Source organism: Yersinia sp. SCPM-O-B-9106 (C-191) (assembly GCF_026183365.1).
Classification (GTDB): domain Bacteria; phylum Pseudomonadota; class Gammaproteobacteria; order Enterobacterales; family Enterobacteriaceae; genus Yersinia; species Yersinia rochesterensis.
In genome coordinates this window covers 1,110,512-1,127,275 of record NZ_CP110791.1, presented here as the reverse complement: position 1 = coordinate 1,127,275, position 16,764 = coordinate 1,110,512, and the positions used below count along the sequence as shown (strand labels likewise).

The following is a 16,764-nucleotide window of genomic DNA, read 5'->3' as shown; positions in this document are numbered from 1 at the left end:
CATTATTTATTCATTCTCGGCGGTTAATGGCAATTCAACACGGAAGCAGACTGCGGCGTAATCCACTGACACCAATTGCAAGTCACCCTGCATACGTTTGATGCAGTCCTGAGCAATACTCAACCCCAGCCCGCTGCCTTTGACAGCCCCTTTTCGCTGATGGCTTCCCTGGAAAAAAGGCTCAAATATCATTGTTTCTTCAGATACCGGGATCGAGGCTCCGGTATTGGCAATATCAATTTGCACGCGGTTATTCACCTGACGGCTACGAATCCAAATGGTACCGGATTCCTCACCATAGTGCACCGCATTGGAGTAGAGATTATCTAATACCCGCATCAATAGTGTTGGATCGGCCCAACAAATGTCCGCCTTTAAGTCCGTCTCGGTGCGAATCATCTTAGCTCGTGCCGGTAAGCTATGGGCCGAAATCACATCTTCGACCATTTCTACCAGTTCAACATTTTCAAGCTCACCGGGGCCATCGGCCAGTTTACGGTTATAGTCCAATAATTGTTCAATTAATAATTGTAAATGGCGGCTACTATTATCAAGGATAGCCACCACCTCTTTCTGATCTTGAGTCAGCGGGCCGGCAACCTCATCGGCTAATAATTCAGTACCTTCGCGCATACTGGCCAGCGGTGTTTTCAACTCATGGGAGATATGGCGCAAAAACTCATGGCGCTGTGATTCAAGCCAAGCTAAACGTTCGCTGAGCCAAATAATACGCTGTGCCAGAGAGCGCAACTCGCGCGGCCCCTTAAACAGCGCGGTATTGCCCAGTGGCCGCCCTTCCCCCAGCCGATTAATCATTCGCTCGATGCCCTTAACCGGCCCGATAATCATGCGGGTGAATAACACCACCAACAGCACACTGACCAAAAACAGTAACAAGGATTGCCAACCAAAAAATTGGCCGCGTTCGGCAATATCTTTTTGTAACTGTTGCCCACGGGAGAAGATTACATCCCTCGTCGCCTGCACCATTTCGGCATTCGATCGGGAAAATTGCTCTAATAAAGTTGAAGCGTTTTGCTCTGGGCCGCTATTTTTACATTGGATATCAGAAAGTTGGGTCAGCAACCCACGCAACGTTTGGTAATAGCGGGCATCGGGCAGAATCGGGGCATGGGTATCCAACATTTGAGCGTACTGTTTACGCTGATGCTGATAGAGCTTAGCCAGCGTTACATCATCTAACACACAGTATTGACGATAGCTGCGCTCCATTTCGAGCGCCACGCTGGTCATCGCTTCGCTGCGGCGAGCATCAGCCAACGTAGTGCGGTTAATGTCAGCCGCTTGGGTGCTCAGATGGTCAAGACTTTGATAAGCCTGATATGCCAGCACCAATAAAGGGAGCAGCACCAACAGAAATGCCATGAGTACCAATTGCCGTAAAGAACGGGGGAACAAACGCCATCTTTTCAACGAAATCATCTCATTACCTATCATTCTGTTGTGATGCTAACTGACTCAGCCAGGATTACAATGCCTGTGACCCAATTTATGCGGGCATGTCCGCAACTTGTCCGTTTGGTTGGCAACTTGTCCGCTTGATTAAAGTAAAAAAAAAGCACTTAGCGTGAGCGAAGTGCTTTAAGTTAAGGCTGCTTATCCATTATCGTCAGAATCATCATCAGGCCTGCTTTTATCGTCAGTTGCCGTGAAAACGGGAAGCTTTACCTTATCTTTGACCATAATAAGATGTGACAACGGGGCAATAAATTGCCCCGTCGCAGAATATGTGGATGCCCTTAAATATCGTCTCCAGTTTGATGAAGCCGAGGCAATCATCGGGAGGATGAGACGAATAGCATCCAGATATGTCCAATATTGATGAACTACTCATCACAGTAGGACATAGGCGGCACCTCACTCAACGTGTCGTCCGATGTTTGATATGTGCATTCACACAATATCGGTTTAGGTGGACGATAGGTACCAGTCTTTGGCATCATTCGGTGGCTTATGAAGTGCATATTCCGCTTGACGGCGGGACTATCATAAAGAGGTGAATGAGCAACTAATAAAGATATTGCAGGTATCGTGCCAACTTCACACAAACAAACATAACACATTGATTTTAATTAATATTTAATTTAACCATTAAATGAGAAAATCAATATCACTCACCAAATAGGGGGATAAATCTTTGTTTTGTCGCTAATCCCCGACACTCAATGACTAAAAAAAACAAACCCATATAAATCAAATAATTAAATGTCTCCCATTTGAGACACACTAACCCGCCAGTGTCGCAACTTCCCGACAAAATAAATAAAAGCATTAATAATCAATAAATTAAAAACCGCATTCTTACTGCACCCTCTAAGCTTCAAAGCAAAAAACATTATCAACTCATTACCTAACAGCCAAAATTACTATCGCATTATAAATTATGATATTTAATCACCATGAAAAATAGGTCACGCTAATTATCTGGCTCTGGTCAATGTTAAAAATCGCCAAAAGTCAGAACACGCAAACACCGGTAACAGCTTATGCCGATAAAAGTGGCTTATCGTTTTTACCGCAGAGTTTCTCTATTACCCAGTCATTAGAGAGGTACTCACATGAGAATTATCCCTACCACATTCACTAGCGCCATGGGCCTCATAATAATTTGCTTTAATGCTAGCGCCATCAAGCCACCACTTGAGGTTATGAATGTAACGACAAAATTAATTAAACCAACGAGTAGTTTCATGATGTCTGACAATACTGTCCCCCCCACCTTTCAAGTCGAGGATATAAAAGATAGATATGCATTGGTGGAAGGGAGAGCAAAAGTTAAATTCAATATAAGCACAGATGAATATATCAATTACTTCGCTTATGTCAGAAAAAACAATACGTTATATGGAGAGGCTTCCGGATATATTAACCATTCATCAAAAGACGTTACCCTTTTAACGAATGAGGTTAATAGTGGAGATTACGAATTAGTTGTAGAGGTTTATAATAATGACCAAAAATCATCGCAACAAACATTTGATATTAGATTAGGGCAATAAGATAGAAAATTGCATTGTATAAAAGTAAAAAAGGGCATCAACCTGATGCCCTCTTCTATTAAGTCCATTTAGCCCAATTGCTTACGAGCATTACGGAACATACGCATCCATGGGCTATCTTCGCCCCATTCTTCCGGATGCCATGAATTACTGACAGTGCGGAAGACGCGCTCCGGGTGCGGCATCATGACGGTGGCCCGCCCGCTGACACTGGTTACTGCCGTAATACCATTCGCTGAACCATTCGGGTTAGCCGGATACTGTTCAGTGACCGCGCCTTGGTTGTTCACAAAGCGTAATGCCACCAAGTTGCTTTGTTCCAATATCGCCAGATGCGCCGCATCGCGCACTTCAACCCGGCCTTCACCGTGTGAAACCGCAATTGGCATGCGGGAACCGGCCATATCCTGCATAAACAGTGATGGGCTGTTTGCTACTTCAACCAGACTGAAACGCGCTTCAAAGCGATCAGACAGATTGCGAACAAATCGTGGCCAGTGCTCAGCACCCGGAATCAGCTCGCGTAGATTAGACATCATCTGGCAGCCGTTACAAACGCCCAACGCCAGTGTTTCTGGGCGGTGGAAGAAAGCCTCGAACTCATCACGCACGCGGTCATTGAACAGAATGGACTTCGCCCAACCTTCGCCTGCGCCCAATACATCGCCGTAAGAGAAACCGCCACAAGCGACTAAAGTCTGGAAAGATTGCAAATCAGTGCGCCCCGCCAGCAAGTCACTCATATGCACGTCAACAGCATCAAAACCGGCACGGTGGAAAGCAGCAGCCATCTCAACGTGGGAGTTAACTCCCTGCTCACGCAGCACCGCAACTTTTGGTCGCGCCTGTTTGATAATATAAGGTGCGGCGATATCTTCAGCGGGATCAAAGGTCAGTTTCACATTCAGGCCAGGGTCGCGCTCATCCTGTTTAGCTTGATGCTCTTGATCGGCGCAATCTGGATTATCGCGCAAGCGCTGCATCTGCCAAGTGGTTTCAGCCCACCACAAGCGCAGGGTGCTACGTTTTTCGCTGTATACCAGGTCAGTACCGCGGTGGATGTCAAAAATATCGCCTTCAACAGCACGGCCCAGATAATGGACACAGTTTGTCAGGCCATGGTCTGCCAGCACTTTCTCCACTGCGGCTCGCTGCTCGGCACGCACCTGAATCACCGCCCCCAACTCCTCGTTAAACAAGGCGGCCAGCGCATCGTCACCCAAGGATTGAATATCAACTTGCACACCACAATGACCGGCAAAGGCCATTTCAGCCAATGTCACTAACAGACCGCCATCAGAGCGGTCGTGATAAGCCAACAATGCTTGATCGGCGACCAAACGCTGCATCGCGTTGAAGAAGCCCGCCAGTTGTTGCACATCACGTACATCTGCCGGTTTATCCCCTAACTGACGATAAACCTGAGTCAACGCCGTGGCCCCCAGTGCATTATGGCCCGCACCCAAATCAATCAGCAGCAGCGCATTGTCACCTTTGTCAGTACGCAACTGCGGAGTAACGGTGTGACGGACATCTTCAATACGGGCAAAAGCAGTAATCACCAATGATAGCGGCGAAGTCATTTCGCGCTGTTCATTCCCTTCCTGCCAACGGGTTTTCATCGACATAGAGTCTTTGCCCACCGGGATGGTAATTTCCAGCGCCGGGCATAACTCTTCACCCACGGCGCGCACTGCTTCATACAAACCGGCATCTTCACCGGGGTGACCGGCGGCGGACATCCAGTTGGCTGACAGTTTAATGCGCTTGAGTTCGCCAATTTGGGTCGCGGCGATATTGGTCAATGCTTCGCCAACCGCTAAGCGGGCTGAAGCGGCAAAATCCAGTAAAGCCACTGGCGCACGTTCGCCCAGTGACATCGCCTCGCCATAGTAACTGTCCAGGCTGGCGCTGGTTACTGCACAATCTGCCACCGGAATCTGCCACGGGCCGACCATCTGATCACGGGTGACCATGCCGGTCACAGTGCGGTCGCCAATGGTGATCAGGAAGGTTTTCTCTGCTACCGCCGGTAAGTGCATCACACGTTTTACCGCATCAGCAATGCTGATTTCAGCCCGTTGCAGAGCCTCACCCTGAGCCTGTAGGCGGGTGACATCGCGCAGCATTTTCGGCGTGTTACCTAGCAGCACATCCAACGGCATATCAATAGGTTGATTATCGAAATGGCGATCATTCAAAGTCAGATGTTTTTCTTCAGTCGCTTCGCCGATGACGGCATATGGCGCACGTTCACGGCGGCAAATTTCATCAAACTGTGCCATCTGCGCAGGAGCAATGGCCATGACATAGCGCTCCTGAGATTCATTACACCACACTTCCAACGGGCTCATGCCCGGTTCGTCGTTAAGAATATCACGCAGTTCAAAACGGCCGCCACGACCACCATCACTCACCAGTTCTGGCATCGCGTTGGACAAACCACCGGCACCGACGTCATGAATAAACAGGATGGGGTTGTGGTCGCCCAACTGCCAGCAGCGGTCGATCACTTCCTGACAGCGGCGTTCCATTTCTGGGTTATCGCGCTGTACCGAAGCAAAATCCAGATCCGCATCAGATTGGCCGGAGGCCATGGAAGAAGCCGCACCGCCCCCCAAACCAATGTTCATTGCGGGGCCACCCAGCACCACCAGCTTGGCGCCCACGGTGATTTCCGCTTTCTGCACATGATTAGCACGAATATTGCCAATCCCGCCCGCCAGCATGATCGGCTTATGATAGCCACGTAGTTCCGTGCCGTTATGGCTATTGACGCGCTCTTCATAGGTACGGAAGTAACCCAGCAGCGCCGGGCGACCAAATTCATTGTTAAACGCCGCGCCGCCCAATGGGCCTTCGGTCATGATATCCAGCGCGGTCACAATGCGATCGGGTTTACCGAAATTCTCTTCCCATGGCTGTTCAAAACCGGGGATACGCAAGTTAGACACCGAGAAGCCCACCAAACCGGCTTTCGGTTTAGCACCGCGCCCGGTGGCCCCCTCATCACGGATTTCCCCGCCCGAGCCGGTAGCGGCACCCGGCCACGGTGAAATCGCCGTCGGGTGGTTGTGAGTTTCAACTTTCATCAGGATATGCGCCTCTTCCTGATGGTAGCCATAAACGCCATTTTCTGGCGCAGCAAAGAAGCGCCCGACTTGAGAACCTTCCATTACCGCCGCATTGTCTTTATAGGCCGACAGCACGTAATCCGGGGTGTGTTCAAAGGTGTTTTTGATCATCTTAAACAGCGATTTAGGCTGTTCAACACCATCAATTTTCCAGTCCGCATTAAAAATCTTATGGCGGCAATGCTCAGAGTTTGCCTGAGCAAACATATACAGCTCGATATCTGTCGGGTTGCGCCCAAGGCCAGTAAACGCGGCCAACAGATAATCAATTTCATCCGGAGCCAGTGCCAGGCCCAATTTAATATTGGCCTGATCCAGTGCACTACGGCCCTGCGTCAAGATATCCACCCGTTGTACCGGGGCGGGCTGATGGTGAGAGAACAGTTGCTCGGCTTGCTGTAAATCAGTGAAGACCGTTTCCATCATGCGGTCATGCAGCAATGCTGACAATTGCTGCCATTGGTTTTCACTCAGATTCGAGCCTTGTATATAGAAGGCCAGACCGCGCTCCAGGCGCAAAACCTGTGGCAGTGCACAATTATGTGCAATATCAGTCGCTTTGGAAGACCACGGAGAAATCGTCCCCGGTCTTGGCGTCACCAATAATAAACGCCCTTCTGGCGCATGTTCTGGGAGAGATGGCCCATACTTAAGCAGCCGCTGGAGTCTGGCGTGTTCGTCAGCACTCAAGGGGGCGCTAACATCGGCAAAGTGAACATATTCGGCGTAGACATCATCTACCGGCAGATGAGCATCCTGGCAGCGGGACAGCAGTTTGGTAATTCGAAAAGCCGACAAAGCGGGCGAACCACGCAGTATTTCCATAATCAAAGTTTCTCTCTCTTCGAAGCGACTGGGACAGCACTTCATTGGGCGCAGCATGCATTGACGCAAAACAGGGGAAAACGCGCGCTATTATAGTGAATCTGAGCCGCCGACGAAACCGTTTGCGTAGCTATTATTCATAATTGCGTCAGAAAGTTTTGTTAGAGATATACATCGAATACCTGATCAATAAGCTCGCAATAAAGTTGCACACTGACGAATTATTACGCAAAATGCCGCTCCACTGGGGATTTAACCATGTCGAATTATGCTTCAAAATACACATATAAAGAGCGCTGCCGAGAGATAACTATTTGACGCGCATAAAATTAAATTACTTTGTCATCGGGCTAGTTGCCTTACTTCTGGCTCTCGCGTTGTGGCCCAATATTCCTTGGCGCAATGGGCAAGAAGGGCAACTGGACCGTATAAAAGCCCGTGGTGAACTGCGAGTTAGCACAATAAGTTCACCACTGATCTACTCTACCGGAAAGGACGGATCTTCCGGCCTCGACTATGAGCTGGCACAACGGTTTGCTGATTATCTGGGGGTTAAGCTGGTGATGACCCCCCATCATAATATCAACGACTTATTTGATGCTTTAGATAGTGACGATGCCGACCTCATTGCTGCTGGGCTGATTTATAACCGCGAACGCCTTAATCGGGCGCGTACTGGCCCTGCCTACTATTCCGTGTCGCAACAATTAGTCTACCGTTTGGGTTCACCGCGGCCTAAATCATTTAGTGACCTGAAAGGCCAGCTGATTATTGCCTCCGGCTCGGCCCATATGACCACCTTGAAACAGCTTAAAAAGACCAAATATCCAGATCTGAACTGGGGGTCATCGGTTGATCGCTCCGGTAAAGAATTACTGGAGCAAGTCGCTGACGGTAAGCTCGACTATACCCTTGGGGATTCTGTCACTATTGCTCTGCTGCAACGTATTCACCCACAATTAGCAGTGGCTTTTGACGTCACGGATGAAGAACCGGTGACTTGGTATTTCCAGCAAAGTAATGATGACAGCCTGTATGCGGCGATGCTTGATTTCTACAGTGAGATGGTAGAAGACGGCAGTTTGGCGCGTCTGGAGGAAAAATATCTCGGCCATGTCGGCAGTTTTGATTATGTCGACACCAAAACATTCCTCTCCGCCATTGATAATGTACTGCCCTCTTTCCAGCCCTTATTTGAAAAGCATGCCGGTGAAATTGACTGGAAATTACTGGCCGCGATCGCCTATCAAGAATCCCATTGGAATCCGCAAGCAACCTCACCCACAGGGGTGCGCGGCCTGATGATGCTCACACGGGCCACCGCCAGTGGCTTGGGCGTGAAAGACCGAGTTGATCCTGAAGAGAGTATCAAAGGCGGTTCGATTTACTTACAACGGCTGATGCGAAAAGTGCCGGAGACCATCCCAGAAGATGAGCGAATTTGGTTCGCACTGGCGTCATATAATATGGGTTATGGCCATATGCTTGATGCCCGCAAGCTGACCAAAAAACAAAATGGTAATCCAGACAGTTGGGTGGACGTAAAAATGCGCCTACCGATGTTGAGCCAGAAGAGCTACTACCCGAGCACCACCTATGGCTATGCCCGGGGTCACGAGGCCTATAACTACGTCGAAAACATCCGCCGCTATCAGGTGAGTTTGGTGGGTTATTTGCAGGAAAAAGAGAGAAAAGCCGCTCAACATGCCGCGATTGAAGCCGAACTGGGTAAAGCCTATCCGGTCGTCGGCCCCGGCTGGTCAATCAATAACTAATATACTATTCTTACTTGAGTAAGCTCATCGGTATTAATGAGCCTCATCCTTGAGGCTCACCCTGCGGGCTAGCATAAATGCTGTTCAAATCGGTTCCCGACCGATTTGTCTCTCAGTTGCTGCCTACCAGCAACCCCAATGACTTTGAGTATGGCTTATTTATCAGTTGCGGCGCGTTTCAAGGCTTTTTGTTGTTCGCGCCGCAAGCGGAAAAAGGCGCTCAATTGGTGGGAACAAGCATCGGCCAACACTCCTGCCGTTATCTCTATCTGATGGTTCATTCCAGGGTGGCGTAAAATATCCACCAATGATCCCGCCGCACCGGTTTTTAGATCATTAGCGCCATAGACCAGCCGGCGAATGCGGCTGTGTACCATAGCACCAGCGCACATCACACAGGGTTCCAGAGTGACATATAAAGTGGCATCTATCAGACGATAATTCTGCACTGCTTGCCCCCCCTGGCGTAGCGCCATGATTTCAGCATGCGCGGTGGGGTCATTATCACCAATAGAGCGGTTCCAGCCCTCGCCAATTATCTGATTATCCAGCACTAATACCGCGCCCACCGGGACTTCGCCCTCTGCTTGCGCGCGCAACGCCAATGCGAGTGCCCGCTGCATCCAGTACCCATCACTATATTCAGTTGGCGAATCACATTCAGAAGAAAAATTATTATCAATGGACACATTAACCTCTCTGGCACTTTTGCGGCGTGCATTATACACAGCAATCACTATCGCCACTAAATTCACTATAAAGTAGCTCAACATATAATGATCAGTTAATGTTCCGTCAGAATAGGAATCGTTTCTGATGCATATAATGTGCAACTGTAGAGGGAAACCAGAGCAATGAAACTCAGCAAGAAAAATGCGGCAATTGTGCGCAAAACCCTTGATGGATGGGCCAAAGAAAGTGTTATTCCCGCAGAAGAACATCAGCGTTTGTTGGCAAATATTGATGTTCAACCTTTCGACTGGCGCAGGCTGGCGGGTTATGCCTTCCTTGCTGCACTGGCCTCACTGGTCATCGCGATTGGCAGCTTGATGGCTGATACTTTCCTATTAGCCTGGATCAGTCAATTTTTCCGCTTTGATCCTCCGGTTCGGGTGGCGGTCACCGCCATCTTAGCGGCGGCTTTTTACGGCTGGGGATTTCACCGCCGCCGACAAGACGCCAGCAAAATCTATAGCAATGAGGCCGTGTTGTTCCTCGGTGTCATTTTTACTGCCGCTGCTATCGGCCAACTTGGCGAATGGCTAGATAATGGCAGTGGCCGCATCTCGGTATTATTGTTGCTCGGCACCCTGATTTACGCGGCGGTCGGCTGGTTTGGCCGCGCCCCCCTTGTCTGGCTATTTGCCTTGCTGTCACTGGGGAATGCGTTTGGTGCAGAAACTGGCTACATGTCTGGTTGGGGCGCTTACTGGCTGGGAATGAGCTACCCAACCCGCTTTATCGCCTTCGGCTTACTGCTGTGCGCCAGTGCATTGGCATTACAACCACAACTCGCGGCACGTCGGCTGGACAGGGTTTCGCAGGCTATGGGGCTGCTTTATCTGTTTATTGCCCTGTGGCTATTGTCTATTTTTGGCAATTACGGCGATATCGACCATTGGTATCAAATACGCCAGATTGAACTGCTCCATTGGAGTTTATTATTTGCTCTCGCCGCCGCGGCAGCCATCTGGCTGGGGTTAAAGCGCGATGATGCCATGCTACGCGGCTTTGGTCTGACATTTTTGGCTATCAACTTGTATACCCGTTTCTTTGAATTTTTCTGGGATGCCATGCCGAAAACTATTTTCTTCCTGTTGCTCGGCATCAGTTTGTGGTTACTGGGGCGGCATGCAGAGCGGATCTGGCGGGTCGGTCACCATGAAAATGATGTGACTCACTAGAGAAACGTGATGAATAACTTCAGTGGGCTTTGGCACTCGGTGGCTTATTCTAACTGTTGTAATTCGCCGGTTTTACTGACTCTCCAGCGGTGTTCACAAAAATGCAGCAGCGGATTATCCTGCTTACTGTCACTGTAACCGCTGTGGAGTTTCAGTGGCGACCCCAAGCGCTGTTCTAATTGCAGCACTTTTTCTGGCCCTAAACAGCGCAGTGGCAATACCCACCCGCCATTGCGCCGTGCCATGCGGCTACCCACCAGCCGTAAATGCTGAATAAAGTCTGAATCGTGATAAACCTGCTCGACCAGCCGTTGCGGTGAGCCGGTAATCAGCCACACCTGAGCATCGCTGCTCTCGAGATATTGGCGCAAGCGCATCATCACCACCGGAAATTCAGTCACTTTTTGGCGAAAATCATTCACAAAGCGCAGTTCTAAATCTCTCAGATGGGCTTCAGGGCGGCCAAAAGTGATGGCCCACAGCAATAAACTTATTGGCCAACGAGCGCAACGCCCGCCCACCAATAGCCCCAATCCAATAACTGGCAGCAATGGAATGACCAACAATATATTCAGTGGCAAATGGCGCAGCAGAAAACGCAAAAAGCTGCCAAACATATCCTGTTGATGCAAAGTACCGTCTAAATCAAAGAAGACAACACGCTTGACACTTTCCGCTGGCGGTTCAGTCGTGTCAGTTTGCTCTGCGTTCAAAACCTTTATCATTGAAATTCCATACGTTTAATCAATAAGTTAATCAATGAGTACGGGGGCAATAGGGGGACAATCGCCCGATGCAAATCAGCCTCACAATGCGGCGCGTAAGTATCCATTATGCCGCTGTAAATCCTGATGAGCTTGCTCCGCACTGACTCCTTTTAGAATCATCAATATAGCCGGTTTGACTTCAAATTCAGTTTGCGACAATGCATTTTCCGCCTCTGTACGGCTGGCTCCGGTAGCTTCAACCACAATGCGGCATGCGCGATCGATTAATTTTATATTGGTCGCTTTTACATCCACCATCAGATTTTGATAGACCTTTCCGAGCTTCACCATCGCGCCAGTCGATAACATATTTAACACTAATTTTTGTGCCGTGCCCGATTTCATGCGGGTCGAGCCGGTCAGCGCCTCTGGCCCAACGACAGGCGAAATCGCGATTAGCGCTTCTTGCGCGATAGGAGAATCCGGGTTACAGGAAATGGCCGCAGTAGGGCACCCAAGCTGGCGGGCATACCGCAGCGCGCCAATGACATAGGGGGTGCGGCCCGAGGCAGCTAGCCCGACCACCATATCCGTCGAGGTCAACTGTAAATTTTGCAAATCCCGCTCGCCGAGTGACATATCATCCTCAGCGCCCTCCACCGCTTTGAGCAATGCGCCGGGGCCACCGGCAATTAAACCGATGACCATGCCATGCGGCACGCCAAAGGTCGGCGGGCATTCCGAAGCATCTAAAACACCAAGCCGCCCGCTGGTACCCGCCCCCAGATAAATCAACCGGCCTCCGGCCTGCAAGGCGTTAGCCGCTAAATCTACCGCCTGAGCAATACTGGGTATCACCAAACGAATCGCCCCCGCCACTTTACTGTCTTCATCATTAATGCGGGTGAGCATCTCCAAAGTGGAGAGTTTATCCAAATCCATCGTGGCCGGATTGCGACTTTCAGAAATCAAAGCGCCCAAGTTCATGATTTTTTCCTCATTGATAGAGTTTATAGCGCGCATAAAAATCATATCATTTAACAAATATGTCTTATAGTGCTTATCATAATTCAACGGCTAATCTTCTTTCTTATTCTAGCTTCTCTATTTATTTTCTCTCCTGAATATGGGTCATAATATCTTGTCGGCCATATTTCTGATGGATGAACGTCTAAGAAATCGGCAATGATATACTCGCCTTTAGGCCACGGGCGGGTTAGTGCATTGGTCAGGGTACTTGAACTTAAACCTGAATTTCGTGAGACCGCAGAGAGAGAAGATCCTTTTTTGCGTATCGCTGCTATTATATCCGCAGGATGCCAATCCGATATTTTCTTAATCATAAAGTCCTCTTTAAATATAATCACCAAATACAAAAAAGTTAATTTAAAACGCAGTGAATAATAAAGATCGCCATCAAAACCTTGATGCCAAATATCTCTATCAACTTATTATGAGTATTGTACACATATAGACAAACGATAGCAGTGGCACTAAGGTACAATCCAATGCTGCACTTTAAAATGTAACGTTATTTTTAATTAATAGAAATATTTTATTATTAGCCAGATTCTAAACATCACTTACCATATCAAATATATTTATATTAAAAAGTATTATCAGGGCGAATCCGTTCGGAATATTTATTACTATAACTTATCAGGCAGTTGATTATTTACAGATAAATCCACTTGGTATACTATCCCTTAATAAAAATGGATTTTATTAAGGATATGGACCTTGAATAAATTATTTTTCAAAAACGAATTAATTAATTCTACAATAAAGAAACAACTTGAACGAAAACTCGAAAAATACAATAATATCAAATATGCATATGCAATAATGAATAAGAGAAGCCCGTCTAATTTCTCGGTCATTTCAAACTGGGAAAGAAAATGGTGTGAGTTTTATACACAACATAACTTTCAGTTTACAGATCCTGTTCTTCTCGCCGCAGCGCATCGTATTACGCCATTCTCTTGGAGCGAAAATATTATATTAAAATTACCAAAATTATTTTATATGGCAAAGGAGTACAATGTAGTTAATGGATATACTTTTGTCCTGCACGATCAAAATCATAATCTTATCGTTCTTTCTCTTGTTGCGGATAAAGACAGTAGTGAAGATGCAAAGGAGATATTAGATAAGGATAAAGGTAATATTCAGTTGCTATTGATGACCACTCATGAAAAACTCACGTCACTTTATAAAGATCTCAATAGCAAGAGTGATTTTTATAACATGAATATAAATGAATTAATATTAGGCCATAAATCAAATAGATGAAGAAGTGCATTAAATATTAATAAAGATAAATTAATAAATAAAAATTTAGCCACACATGTAACAGATTACATTAACAGCAATTTAAAATACTACCAGCCCCGCAACGGCTAACCGAAAATTAAATGTCCTTATTGAGTTTTCTATTCGTAGTGATTGAGTTGTCATTGAAATGGATAAAACTGGATGTTTCCTTGACCTATTCACCGGACTCTCACAAAAAAGGGTGTTATGCTCCAACAATTGGCCTTTGATTTCATTATTTATGGGTATTATTAACCAACTTGGCAGAATAACCCCATATTCAGGAACTGATTTATGAGTAGTCTTCTTCGCATTCGTCAGCTCTATCCAACGCTGGCACAAAATGATCGTAAGTTAGCCGATTTCCTGCTGACTAACCCCGAACTGGCACGCCACCTCAGCTCACAAAAACTGGCACAACAAACTGGCGTTAGCCAATCTGCGGTGGTCAAATTTGCCCAAAAATTAGGCTATAAAGGCTTCCCAGCACTTAAACAAGCATTGAGTGAAATTGTGGCCACTCCTGAGCAGGCGGTCACTCTCCACAACCAAATTTTGAGTACCGACAGTTTAAAAACAGTGGGCGAAAAGTTATTAGCTGAAAAAGTTGCCGCACTACGAGCGACTTTGGATATCAATAGCGAACAGCGCTTAGCAGAAGCACTGGCGATGCTACGGGCGGCGCGAAGGATTATTTTGACCGGTTTGGGGGCATCGGGCTTAGTGGCGAAAGATTTTGCACATAAGCTATTGAAAATAGGCGTTATGGCGGTGTCTGAAACGGATATGCATGCACAACTGGCGGCGGTACAGACCCTGGATAGCCGAGACTTACTGCTGGCGATCTCCTTTAGCGGAGAGCGTCGTGAGCTTAATTTGGCAGCAGAAGAAGCACAACGCTGCGGTGCTAAGGTGTTGGCGCTGACCAGTTTTACCCCAAATAGCTTGCAGCAGCGGGCTGACCATTGTTTGTATACTATTTCGGAAGAGCCAGCCATTCGCAGCGCAGCCATTTCGTCGAGCACTGCCCAATACGCGCTGACTGACTTGCTATTTATGGCGATGATCCAGCAAGACCTTGAAAGTGCTCAGGAGCATATTAAGTACAGTGCGGCGCTGGTGAAAAAACTGGTCTAAGGATACCAGAGGGGTATAATCCACCGCTGTTAAGAACACCCGACCTAAGGTAAGAGGAACCATGGCCCTGTTGATCACTCGTAAATGTATTAATTGCGACATGTGCGAGCCGGAATGCCCTAACGAGGCAATTTCCATGGGTGCAGAAATTTATCAAATTGACCCGATGCGCTGTACAGAATGCGTCGGTCATTACGAAACCCCAACTTGTCAGTTGGTCTGCCCTATTGATAATACAATTTCTATCGATCCCGCTTGGGTAGAAACTAACGAGCAGCTATGGGACAAGTTTGTCCAATTGCATCACGCCGATCGTCTCTAACTTTATGAATGACTTTCCTATGAAGTAAATTATCAGTGCCTCCGCAGAAGCACTGATAATAAAATCAACTCAAAGCTACATTAAATAAACAAGCTGATCAGCAACACCATCGCCAAGCCAACCACTGAGTTAGTTAACTCTAGCAAGCCCCAAGTCTTCAGTGTGTCTTTAATCGACAGATCAAAATACCCTTTGAACAGCCAGAATGAAGCATCATTAATATGAGTGAAAGTATTAGAACCTGCCGCCGTTGCCAGTACCAATAGTGCCGGATCGACGGAGGTAATCGTATGTGTTACAGGGTCCATAACTGCGGCACCAATAATACCTGCGGCAGTCATTGCCGACACCACACCCTGCCCGGTTGACAGGCGGATAAGCACGGTAATCAGCCAGGCCATGATGTAAGGTGACACCCCACCAGCTGACATCAACATACCAATGGTATCGCCAATGCCAGTATCAATGATGACCTGCTTTAGCGCCCCGCCCGCACCAATGATCAAGATGACCATGGCTATGCCTTTCACCGCCCCTTCAAATGAGTGCATGACCCATTCCATTTTATGGCCGCGCCCGGTGCCAAACAGTACAAAAGCAACCAGCATGGCGATAAACATGGCAATGGGTGATGAACCCAAGAAGTTAAGGATGGTGTACGACGTTGTCCCTTTCACCAGCCAGATATTGGCAATGGTGGTAAAAATCATAATGAAAGCAGGGATTAACGGCACCAGAATCGAGGTGCTGAACGACGGCAGGTTGTTTTCATCAAGCGGATTTTCTGCTTTCAGGAAAGTTGGAATTGGTCGTTCCAAATTACCGAGAAACTTCGGCAAAATCAGACCCGCACAAATAACAGAAGGGATGGCAACCAAAACCCCATAGATATAAACCATCCCCATATCAGCACCATAGGCACTAACCAGTGCAACTGGCCCTGGCTGTGGTGGGAAAAGGGAATGCGCAGTGGTCGCGGCAGCTACTGCCGGGATCGCCAGTTTGAGGAATGGGATCTTGGCTTCAACGGCAATAGCAATGATCAATGGTGCCAAAATAATAAAGGCAACCTCATAGAACATCGCCAAACCAAAGATCAGGCCAATGATGATGACCGCAAACTCGACATACTTAAGCCCAAATTGGCGTAAGAGTGTTTGAGCTATCTGATGAGCAGCGCCGGAATCGACCATCAACTTGCCGATCACAGCACCAAATACGACAATTATTGCCAGTTCACCGAGCGTCCCACCAAACCCCGCTTTAATGGTATGCAGAAGTTTGAGCAGATCCATACCGGCGAGAGTGCCCACTAACAGAGCCGCTAACAGCAAGGCAATCATTGAGTTAATCTGATAGCGTATATTTAGCACTAGCATTAAGCCAATGCCCAATACCACCCATAGGATATTAATCCATTCCATCTTTTATTTTCCCCAGTTATGAAACATCAAATTTTTTCTAGTATCACTATTCTTATATTGGTCAGACCAATCCTAGTGATTTTTTGTTGATCGAAAATCGCTGTCATACTGCTATTTCTGTTTTAATTTTGTACTCGCATGAACAAACTGTCTGTGACGCCCAACAATTTGGTATTACAAGTACCATTAATTGGGCGACCAAA

The 16,764-nt window shown here is 47.6% G+C and carries 13 protein-coding genes; 6 read left to right on the top strand and 7 right to left on the bottom strand.

All coding sequences use genetic code 11. From position 1 onward, the window contains the following. Nucleotides 1–6: 6 nt before the first annotated feature. Nucleotides 7–1,443 carry a sensor histidine kinase gene (locus OP863_RS05170; protein ID WP_038635508.1) on the bottom strand — a complete coding sequence of 479 codons (1,437 nt, stop codon included), beginning with the start codon at nucleotides 1,441–1,443 and terminating at the stop codon, nucleotides 7–9. A 1,136-nt stretch (nucleotides 1,444–2,579) separates the two neighbouring features. On the opposite strand from OP863_RS05170, the gene OP863_RS05165 reads away from it, so the two are divergent. After that, nucleotides 2,580–3,020 (top strand): hypothetical protein, encoded by a 441-nt coding sequence (locus tag OP863_RS05165; RefSeq protein WP_145589798.1) that lies wholly within the window; start codon nucleotides 2,580–2,582, stop codon nucleotides 3,018–3,020. A gap of 68 nt (nucleotides 3,021–3,088) precedes the next feature. Here the strand turns inward: OP863_RS05165 and purL are convergent, their stop codons facing one another. Further along, the gene (gene purL / locus OP863_RS05160; protein WP_145589799.1) at nucleotides 3,089–6,979 is read right to left on the bottom strand and encodes a phosphoribosylformylglycinamidine synthase; all 3,891 of its coding nucleotides are present in this window, start codon (nucleotides 6,977–6,979) and stop codon (nucleotides 3,089–3,091) included. Between the two features lie 314 nt (nucleotides 6,980–7,293). Here purL and mltF point away from each other — a divergent pair, with 314 nt between their 5' ends. Continuing rightward, complete coding sequence (gene mltF, locus OP863_RS05155) at nucleotides 7,294–8,754, top strand: membrane-bound lytic murein transglycosylase MltF (protein ID WP_038635514.1); 1,461 nt, start codon at nucleotides 7,294–7,296, stop codon at nucleotides 8,752–8,754. Between the two features lie 155 nt (nucleotides 8,755–8,909). On the opposite strand, the gene tadA is transcribed toward mltF, so the two are convergent. Beyond that, entirely contained in the window at nucleotides 8,910–9,482 is a 573-nt protein-coding gene (gene tadA, locus OP863_RS05150; RefSeq protein WP_038639729.1) for a tRNA adenosine(34) deaminase TadA, read from the bottom strand. Nucleotides 9,483–9,608: 126 nt separating this feature from the next. Here tadA and OP863_RS05145 point away from each other — a divergent pair, with 126 nt between their 5' ends. Next, the gene (locus OP863_RS05145; RefSeq protein WP_145589800.1) at nucleotides 9,609–10,658 is read left to right on the top strand and encodes a DUF2157 domain-containing protein; all 1,050 of its coding nucleotides are present in this window, start codon (nucleotides 9,609–9,611) and stop codon (nucleotides 10,656–10,658) included. 44 nt (nucleotides 10,659–10,702) lie between these two features. Here OP863_RS05145 and yfhb read toward each other — a convergent pair whose 3' ends face one another. The 3 genes from yfhb to OP863_RS05130 form a co-directional block, all read right to left on the bottom strand. Then, nucleotides 10,703–11,383, bottom strand: a complete 681-nt coding sequence (gene yfhb / locus OP863_RS05140; protein WP_038635519.1) for a phosphatidylglycerophosphatase C — start codon at nucleotides 11,381–11,383, stop codon at nucleotides 10,703–10,705. Nucleotides 11,384–11,464: 81 nt separating this feature from the next. Next, nucleotides 11,465–12,352 (bottom strand): N-acetylmuramic acid 6-phosphate etherase, encoded by an 888-nt coding sequence (gene murQ, locus OP863_RS05135; protein ID WP_265525949.1) that lies wholly within the window; start codon nucleotides 12,350–12,352, stop codon nucleotides 11,465–11,467. Between the two features lie 83 nt (nucleotides 12,353–12,435). Further along, nucleotides 12,436–12,708, bottom strand: a complete 273-nt coding sequence (locus tag OP863_RS05130) for a helix-turn-helix domain-containing protein (protein WP_265525948.1) — start codon at nucleotides 12,706–12,708, stop codon at nucleotides 12,436–12,438. A 397-nt stretch (nucleotides 12,709–13,105) separates the two neighbouring features. Between OP863_RS05130 and OP863_RS05125 the strand changes: the two genes are divergently transcribed. The 3 genes from OP863_RS05125 (at nucleotide 13,106) to OP863_RS05115 (ending at nucleotide 15,137) form a co-directional block, all read left to right on the top strand. After that, nucleotides 13,106–13,657: an autoinducer binding domain-containing protein gene (locus tag OP863_RS05125; RefSeq protein ID WP_265525947.1), complete on the top strand. Its 552-nt coding sequence runs from the start codon at nucleotides 13,106–13,108 to the stop codon at nucleotides 13,655–13,657. Nucleotides 13,658–13,972: 315 nt separating this feature from the next. After that, on the top strand, nucleotides 13,973–14,815 hold the full coding sequence (locus OP863_RS05120) for a MurR/RpiR family transcriptional regulator (protein WP_145589447.1): 843 nt from the start codon (nucleotides 13,973–13,975) through the stop codon (nucleotides 14,813–14,815). Nucleotides 14,816–14,876: 61 nt separating this feature from the next. Further along, nucleotides 14,877–15,137, top strand: coding sequence for a YfhL family 4Fe-4S dicluster ferredoxin (locus OP863_RS05115; RefSeq protein WP_025379234.1), 261 nt, complete (start codon nucleotides 14,877–14,879; stop codon nucleotides 15,135–15,137). An 80-nt stretch (nucleotides 15,138–15,217) separates the two neighbouring features. Here OP863_RS05115 and gntP read toward each other — a convergent pair whose 3' ends face one another. Beyond that, complete coding sequence (gene gntP, locus OP863_RS05110; RefSeq protein WP_038635531.1) at nucleotides 15,218–16,561, bottom strand: gluconate permease GntP; 1,344 nt, start codon at nucleotides 16,559–16,561, stop codon at nucleotides 15,218–15,220. Nucleotides 16,562–16,764: the final 203 nt, after the last annotated feature.

Coding starts and splice junctions, on each gene's coding strand:
- murQ (WP_265525949.1), bottom strand. CDS start 12,352: ATGAACTTGGGCGCTTTGATTTCTGAAAGTCGCAATCCGGCCACGATG.
- OP863_RS05120 (WP_145589447.1), top strand. CDS start 13,973: ATGAGTAGTCTTCTTCGCATTCGTCAGCTCTATCCAACGCTGGCACAA.
- OP863_RS05170 (WP_038635508.1), bottom strand. CDS start 1,443: ATGATTTCGTTGAAAAGATGGCGTTTGTTCCCCCGTTCTTTACGGCAA.
- yfhb (WP_038635519.1), bottom strand. CDS start 11,383: ATGATAAAGGTTTTGAACGCAGAGCAAACTGACACGACTGAACCGCCA.
- purL (WP_145589799.1), bottom strand. CDS start 6,979: ATGGAAATACTGCGTGGTTCGCCCGCTTTGTCGGCTTTTCGAATTACC.
- gntP (WP_038635531.1), bottom strand. CDS start 16,561: ATGGAATGGATTAATATCCTATGGGTGGTATTGGGCATTGGCTTAATG.
- OP863_RS05165 (WP_145589798.1), top strand. CDS start 2,580: ATGAGAATTATCCCTACCACATTCACTAGCGCCATGGGCCTCATAATA.
- OP863_RS05145 (WP_145589800.1), top strand. CDS start 9,609: ATGAAACTCAGCAAGAAAAATGCGGCAATTGTGCGCAAAACCCTTGAT.
- OP863_RS05115 (WP_025379234.1), top strand. CDS start 14,877: ATGGCCCTGTTGATCACTCGTAAATGTATTAATTGCGACATGTGCGAG.
- OP863_RS05130 (WP_265525948.1), bottom strand. CDS start 12,708: ATGATTAAGAAAATATCGGATTGGCATCCTGCGGATATAATAGCAGCG.